This window comes from Phytohabitans aurantiacus, from assembly GCF_027923225.1.
GTDB classification, from domain to species: Bacteria; Actinomycetota; Actinomycetes; order Mycobacteriales; family Micromonosporaceae; genus Phytohabitans; species Phytohabitans aurantiacus.
On record NZ_BSDI01000043.1, the window covers coordinates 49,118 to 55,960 of the forward strand.

At 73.6% G+C, this 6,843-nt stretch carries 6 protein-coding genes; 3 read left to right on the forward strand and 3 right to left on the reverse strand.

The genetic code is table 11. The annotated features are described in order from the left end of the window. The first annotated feature begins 71 nt into the window (after positions 1–71). The gene (locus QMG73_RS33215) at positions 72–650 is read left to right on the forward strand and encodes a hypothetical protein (protein WP_281902356.1); all 579 of its coding nucleotides are present in this window, start codon (positions 72–74) and stop codon (positions 648–650) included. 63 nt (positions 651–713) lie between these two features. On the opposite strand, the gene QMG73_RS33220 is transcribed toward QMG73_RS33215, so the two are convergent. Together QMG73_RS33220 and QMG73_RS33225 are read right to left on the reverse strand one after the other, a co-directional pair. Next, entirely contained in the window at positions 714–1,697 is a 984-nt protein-coding gene (locus tag QMG73_RS33220) for a polyprenyl synthetase family protein (protein ID WP_281902363.1), read from the reverse strand. Positions 1,698–1,808: 111 nt separating this feature from the next. Continuing rightward, a complete protein-coding gene (locus tag QMG73_RS33225) occupies positions 1,809–3,293 on the reverse strand; it encodes a helix-turn-helix domain-containing protein (RefSeq protein ID WP_281902357.1) in 1,485 nt (494 codons plus the stop codon). Positions 3,294–3,554: 261 nt separating this feature from the next. Between QMG73_RS33225 and metF the strand changes: the two genes are divergently transcribed. Next, positions 3,555–4,472 (forward strand): methylenetetrahydrofolate reductase [NAD(P)H], encoded by a 918-nt coding sequence (metF, locus tag QMG73_RS33230; protein ID WP_281902358.1) that lies wholly within the window; start codon positions 3,555–3,557, stop codon positions 4,470–4,472. Positions 4,473–4,495: 23 nt separating this feature from the next. Beyond that, a complete protein-coding gene (locus QMG73_RS33235) occupies positions 4,496–5,167 on the forward strand; it encodes a CDP-alcohol phosphatidyltransferase family protein (RefSeq protein ID WP_281902359.1) in 672 nt (223 codons plus the stop codon). Between the two features lie 17 nt (positions 5,168–5,184). On the opposite strand, the gene QMG73_RS33240 is transcribed toward QMG73_RS33235, so the two are convergent. Further along, positions 5,185–6,648, reverse strand: coding sequence for a phytoene desaturase family protein (locus tag QMG73_RS33240; RefSeq protein WP_281902360.1), 1,464 nt, complete (start codon positions 6,646–6,648; stop codon positions 5,185–5,187). Positions 6,649–6,843: the final 195 nt, after the last annotated feature.

The following is a 6,843-nucleotide window of genomic DNA, read 5'->3' on the forward strand; positions in this document are numbered from 1 at the left end:
ACCCTGCCACGTGGGGTGAGGCCGGCACCAGCAACCCCCGATCCGGGTGCGCCTCTACGACAGGAGAGACCGTGAGGAGAGTTGGCCGCGAGGTGGCGGGCGCCTGGCGTTCGCTGCAGTACGACATGGCGCGGCGGCCGGAGTCGGCATCCGCGGACGTGACGACCGACGTGCTCTACCCAGAGTACGAGGCGACCGAACGCCCGCGGCGCAAGCTGCTCGCCGCGACGACGTTCGGGGCGCTGTCCCTGGCCGGTGCCGCGGGCACGTACTTCGCGGTCGTGACCGGGCTCGGGGCGCTACCCGCCGACGAGCCGGCCGGCCAGCCTCATGCCCTTCCGGCCGTGGCACCGTCGTCATCCGAGACGGAGCTGCCGCAGCAGCCGGCGGCGAGGCCCGGCACGCCGCCCGCGACCGCGCAGGTGGGCACGACGACCGTCACTCCACGCAAGCCCAGCCCGCGCCCGGTGCGGCCAGGGCCGGGTGGCGTGGCACGGCCGGTTCCGAGCCCGACGTGTGCGTGCGTGACCCCGCCGGTTCCGCGCCCGACGTCGCCGCCGCCGGTGGTCACCAGCCCGGACCCGAGCCCTACGCCGACCACACCCCAGCAGACGGAGTCGCCAAACCCCGACCCCACCCCAACCCCCTGACCCCCACTTCGTGATCAGGGCGTCCCTCAAGTCGCTCTAACGACTTCAGGGACGCCCTGATCACTAGACGCGGCGGGCGGTTGCGGCCGCCGCCAGCGAGATCAGCGGCTCGCGGGCGTCTGGCGCGACGGGGGTGGATGCCAGTGACTCCAGGGCTTCGGTGGTCAGGTCGGCTATGCGGCGCTCGGTGCGGTCGAGGGCGCCGGACGCCGTGATGATCTCGCGCAGCTCGGCCACCCCGGCGTCGTCGAGCGTGCGTTCACCGAGCCGCGTGGCCAGTACCTCGCGCTCGTGGGGGCCGGCGGCGTCGAAGGCCGCCGCGATCAGGTACGTGCGCTTGCCCTCGCGCAGGTCGTCGCCGGCCGGCTTGCCGGTGACCGCCGGGTCGCCGAAGACCCCAAGCACGTCGTCGCGCAGCTGGAATGCCTCGCCGATCGCCAGCCCGTACGCCGAATAGCCGGCCACGATGGCGGCGGGCGCGTCGGCGATGGCGGCGCCCAGCAGCAGCGGCCGCTCGACCGTGTACTTGGCGGCCTTCAGCCGCGCCACCTTGCTCGCCCGCTCGAACGACGTGTCGCCGGTCGCCTGGGTCAGCACGTCGAGGTACTGGCCGACCGTGACCTCGGTGCGCATCTCGTCGAAGACCGGGCGGACCCGGGCGAGCGTATCCGGCGGCAGCCCGCCCGTGTGGAGCAGCTCGTCGGACCAGACCAGGCACAGGTCGCCGAGCAGGATCGCGACCGAGTCGCCGAAGCCGTCCGGGTCGCCCTGCCAGCTCGCCTCCCGGTGCAGCGTGGAGAACCGCCGGTGTGTCGCCGGCTGGCCGCGCCGGGTGTCGGAGCGGTCCATCAGGTCGTCGTGGATCAGCGCGCTGGCCTGTACGAGCTCCAGGGCGGCAACGGTGGCGACGACCTGGTCGGAGTCGACTCCGCCGGCCCCGCGGTACCCCCAGTACGCGAAGGCCGGGCGCAGACGCTTGCCGCCACCGAGTACGAAATCGTCGAGGGCGTCGGCGACCGGCCGCAGCGCGTCATCGACGGCGGTCATCCACTCGCGCCGCCGCGCGAGGAACACCGCCAATGCCTTGTCGACGCGGGACCGCACGCCGGCCAGGTCGGCGGCCGCCGCCGAATTTTGGTTTGCCCGCACACGATGACGCTAGACGTTCACCCCCTTACCCGCGAGCGTGGTGCCGATCACGGCGGTCGGCAGGTACGGCCGGCACACGGCCACGAACTCGGTGTATGCGTGTGCCTCGGGAAGGTGGCGGTGTGCGGCCAGCGGCACGCGTACCCGATCGACCTCTGTCGCGGCCCGCGCGGAGCCGGACCGGATCGCGTCGAGCAGCGCGCCACCCGCGACCTCGCAAGCGCGCTCGACCTCGCCGAGGTCGAGGCAGGCCCGCGCCAGCCAGGCGCCGTAGACCGCGGCCGACCGCGGGCCGGTCGCACCCGTGACCGCGGCGGTGAGCAGCGGCTCGGCCCGCAGCGGTCGGCCGAGCGCCGCCAGGCAACGGCCGGTCAGCGCGGACAGCTCGGTGTCGCCCAGCCAGTACAGCCAGGGTGGATCGTGGCGCGGATCACGCCGCCGCCTCGCGGTCTCGGCCGCCGCGAGCGCCGCGTGTGCCAGGCGCCGCTCGCCGCAGCCGGTGGCGGCGATGGCCAACCTGTGCAGCAGGAGTGCCCGCAGGGACGCGGACGCGCCACGCCGGGCGCCGGCCAGTGCCATGCGGGCCAGGAGCAGCGCGTCACCTGGCTCACTCGCCGCGAGCAGATGGCTCGCCGAACCGAGCACGTGCGCCCCGAGCGGCCGGTCACCCGCCGCACCAGCGGTGACCAGCGCGATCCGGTACGCCGACAACGCCCCCGCGACGTCGCCGGCGTCGGCCGCCACCCAGCCGGTCAGCTGCGCGGCCTCGGCCACCAGTGCGAGCAGGCCGTGCCGAGTGGCTGGGGTGACGCCATCCTCGACCATGGTGGCGAGCACGCCGTCGAGCCGGCGGCTGGCCGGACCGGCGAGGTCGGCACCCCCGACGAGATCGTCGAGGCGGCGCAGCTCGGCCACGGCCGCGCCCAGGCCACCGGCTGTCTCGGCCGGCGCCCCCGAGGGTGGTGCGGCGGGCGCCTGGGTCGGCCCTTCGAACGGCCCTTCGGACGGCGCTTCGATGGGCGCGAGCCCGCGCGCCAGCCCTACCGCGACGGCGGCGAGACGCGCGGCGGGTGCGTGTGGCTCGATGGCCGGCCACCGGTCGGCGGGCCCGGGCCAGCCACCCGGGTCGACCAGCCAGGCGCGGGCCAGCCGCAGCAGCTCGGCCTGCCCGCCGGTGCCGGAACCGCCTGCCGGCCGGCGTGTCGGTCTCCGGCGTGCCCTCGCCGCCGCCGCGACAAGCTCGGCGTGCGGCGAGTCGAGCACCACGGCGAGCCAGCCCAGCCAGAACTCACCGGGCACGCGTTCGCCGCGCTCCCAGCGCGAGACCTCGTGCCGGCTGACCGTGGGCACGCCAGCCGCCGCACAGAGCTGCTCGGCGAGGCGCAGTTGTGACCAGCCGCGCCCCATGCGCAGGGCGGCCAGCCGAGCGCCGAAGATCTCCGGCGCGATGGATTGTGTGCCGTCAGGGTCGGGAACATGTTGTCGATCGGACACGTGCATCTCCAGCAGCCTCGATGTGCTCGATGGTGCTGACCCCACGACCGTCCGGCGGCGCTTCGATCGAAGCGCCGCCGGACGCCCCCGTGTTGCTGCCGCACGGGTTGACGCGCCATCACGGCCGGCCTTCGCGTGGGCCGGACGTGACTCCCCGTGCTGGTCGTAGTTCTACGCCGGGGGTACGACGTTTTCGGGGGCGGCGGGCCACGAGCTGAGATGCGGGCGAGTCGCGATGGCGAGAGCCGATACAGTCGCATCGTGGCACTCGGACTCCCTTCCATCCTCCCCGGATCGCAGCCGTCGATCGGCGAGCTGATCCGCGACGGCGGGCCGACCTTCTCGTTCGAGTTCTTCCCGCCCAAGACGGCGGAGGGGGAGCGCCTGCTCTGGCAGGCGATTCGCGAGCTGGAGTCGCTGCGCCCGTCGTTCGTCTCGATCACCTACGGCGCGGGCGGCACGACCCGCGACACCACCGTGGCCGTGACCGAGCGGGTCGCCACCGAGACCACGTTGCTGCCGATGGCCCACCTGACGGCGGTCAACCACTCGGTGGCCGAGCTGCGGCACGTGATCGGCCGGCTGGCCGGGGTGGGTGTGCGCAACGTCCTCGCCGTTCGGGGTGACCCCCCGGGTGACCCGATGGGCGAGTGGGTGCGGCACCCCGACGGCGTCCTGTACGCCGACGATCTGGTGCGCCTGGTGAAGGAGTCGGGCGACTTCTGCGTGGGTGTGGCCGCATTCCCGTACAAGCATCCGCGCTCACCCGACATCGCCTCCGATACCCAGCATTTCGTGGCGAAGTGTCGCGCGGGGGCTGACTTCGCGATCACGCAGATGTTCTTCGACGCCGACGACTACCTGCGGCTGCGTGACCGCGTCGCCGCGGTCGGCTGCGACACCCCGATCCTGCCGGGCGTGATGCCGGTGACCAGGATGGCCACCATCGAGCGCTCCGAGCAGCTATCGGGCGCGCCGTTCCCGCCGGCGCTGCTGGCGCGGTTCGAGCGGGTGGCAGACGACCCCGACGCGGTGCGTCAGCTGGGCATCGAGCAGTGCAGCGAGATGTGCGCGCGGCTGCTCGCCGAGGGCGTGCCGGGCATCCACTTCATCACACTCAACAGGTCGACGGCGACCCGCGAGGTCTGGCAACACCTCCAGGTCGGTGCTCGTATCTGACAGCCCGCTTGATCGGTTGATCGATGGTGGGTAACTGGGATGGCTACGCCGTCGAGTGGGCTCGCCTGCACGGCGGCTTCGACCCGCGCCGCGCCGGTCCGGCGGTGCGCCGGTGGCTGCGCTCGGCGTACACGATGGGCTCCGCGCTGGCGCGTGCCGGGATACCACCGGCGGCGGTGACCGGCGCGGGCCTGGCGTTCTCCGTGTCGGTACCGGTGCTGGCCGGCCAGTCGACCGGGCGGCTCGTGGTGGCGGCGGTGTTCGTGCTGCTCTCGGCGGTCGCAGACAGCGTCGATGGCGCGGTGGCGGTGATCTCCGGCCGGACCTCGCGGCTCGGGTACCTGTACGACTCGCTCGCCGACCGGATCAGCGAGGCGTGCTGGCTGGTGGCGTTCTGGGTGGTGGGCGCGTCCGCGCCGCTCGTCGTGCTGGTCGGGGCGGTGTGCTGGCTGCACGAGTACGTGCGGGCACGGGCGGCGGCCGCCGGCATGCGGGAGATCGGCGTGGTGACCGTCGGGGAGCGGCCCACCCGCGTCGTCCTGGCCGTCGCCGGGCTGCTGCTGGCCGGGGCGTCCGGCCTGGTACAGCACGATCTGCCCGCGGGTGTCATCACCGTGGTGAGCGCGATCTGGCTGACGCTGGCGGTGTTCGGGCTGGCTCAACTACTCGCGGCGGTCAGGCAAGCGCTTCGCTGACGTGGTTCGGGCCGTGATCAGGGCGTCCCTGAAGTCGTTAGAGCGACTTGAGGGACGCCCTGATCACGGAGGAGCGCGCGGGCGACGATCTCCGCTGAGAGGAGCACCATCGGCAGGCCACCGCCCGGGTGCGTGGAGCCGCCGACCAGGTACAGGCCGCGCACGGGGCCGCGGTTCGGGGTGCGCATCAGGCTGCCGGCCGTGCCGTAGATCGCGCCACCGGGGGCGTGCGCGCCGTCGGCGAGGTCCGCGGGCGTGCGGATCTCGCGAAAGACCAGCCGGTCGCGCACGTCGGCACCGCGCTCGGCGAGTACGTCCAGGATCCGGTCGGCGTACGCCTCGGCCAGTCCCGGCCGGCGCCAGTCCACCGCACCCGCCGCGGTGCCGTGCCGGGCCGCGTTCACCAGGACGAACCACGCCTCGTGCCCCGGCGGCCGCACCGACGGATCGTCGGCCACGGTGACATAGACAGCCGGATCGGGTACTGGTCGAGCGCGCCGCCCCGGCCCGCCGAACACCGCGTCGAACTCGTCGTCGTAGTCCCGCGGGAAGTAGACGGTGTGGTGCGCCGCACCGGATTCACCGCGCACGCCGAGCAGCAGCACGAACCCGGCCAGGCTCCGGTCGGCGAGCCGGGCCAGGCGGCTCGGCGCGGGCATCAGTTCGCGGTACGTCGTCAGGGCATCCACATTGGATATGACCGCGTCGGCCGCCACGGACGCGCCGCCCACCCGCACGCCGCGTACCCGGCCACCGGCCGCCTCGATCCGGGTCACCCGCGCGCCGGTCTCCACGACGACGCCCAGGTCGAGGCAGCGGGCCAGCAGCGCGTCGGCCAGCCCGGCCAGCCCGCCGCGCAGGTACCAGCCGCCGAAGGTCAGCTCGGCGTACGGCACGGCGAGCAGTGCGGCCGGCGCCCGACGGGGATCGGCGCCCGCATAGGTGGCGTACCGGTCGACCAGCATCCGCAGCCGCCGATCGGCGATCCCCAGCCCGCGTAGCGTCTGACCTGGGCGGACAGCCCACAGGTCCCGCAGCCGCCAGGCGAGCGGTGCCAGAGCCAGCGGGGAGCCGACATCGGCGCGCAGGATGTCTCGCCACGCGGCGCCCCACACCCGCTCCGCACGCCGCCACAGCCCCGCCCACTCGCGTGCGGCACCGGCACCGAGCGACGCGCCGATCCGCTCGCTGAACACGTCTGGATCACGGCACGAGTCCAGCACCGTCCCGTCCGCAAACGCGTGCCGCACGATCGGGTCGAGCGGCACGAGATCGAGCGGCCCGAGCAGCTCGGTGAACACCTGCGGCAACGTCAGCAGGCTGGGCCCGGTGTCAAAGGTGAACCCGTCCCGCGCGTACCGCCCGAGCTTGCCCCCGACGGTTTCGGAGCGCTCGAACACGGTGACGTCGTGCCCGGCGAGCGCGAGCCGGACGGCGGTGGCCAACCCACCGACACCAGCCCCGACGACAACCACCCGCACGCTGGCACCCTACGCGCGGACGCCGCGGGCGCGGACGCCGATCAAGGGCATTCGCATCGATCAAGGGCAAACGCACGCGGAAAGGAGATCCAACCACGTGTTTTTGGCTCTCCTGTCTGATGTGTGGGTCAGGTGGGAGAGTTGCGGCCGGGTAGTGGGGTTTGGTAGCCGCCGAGGTGTAGGCGGGTGAGGGCG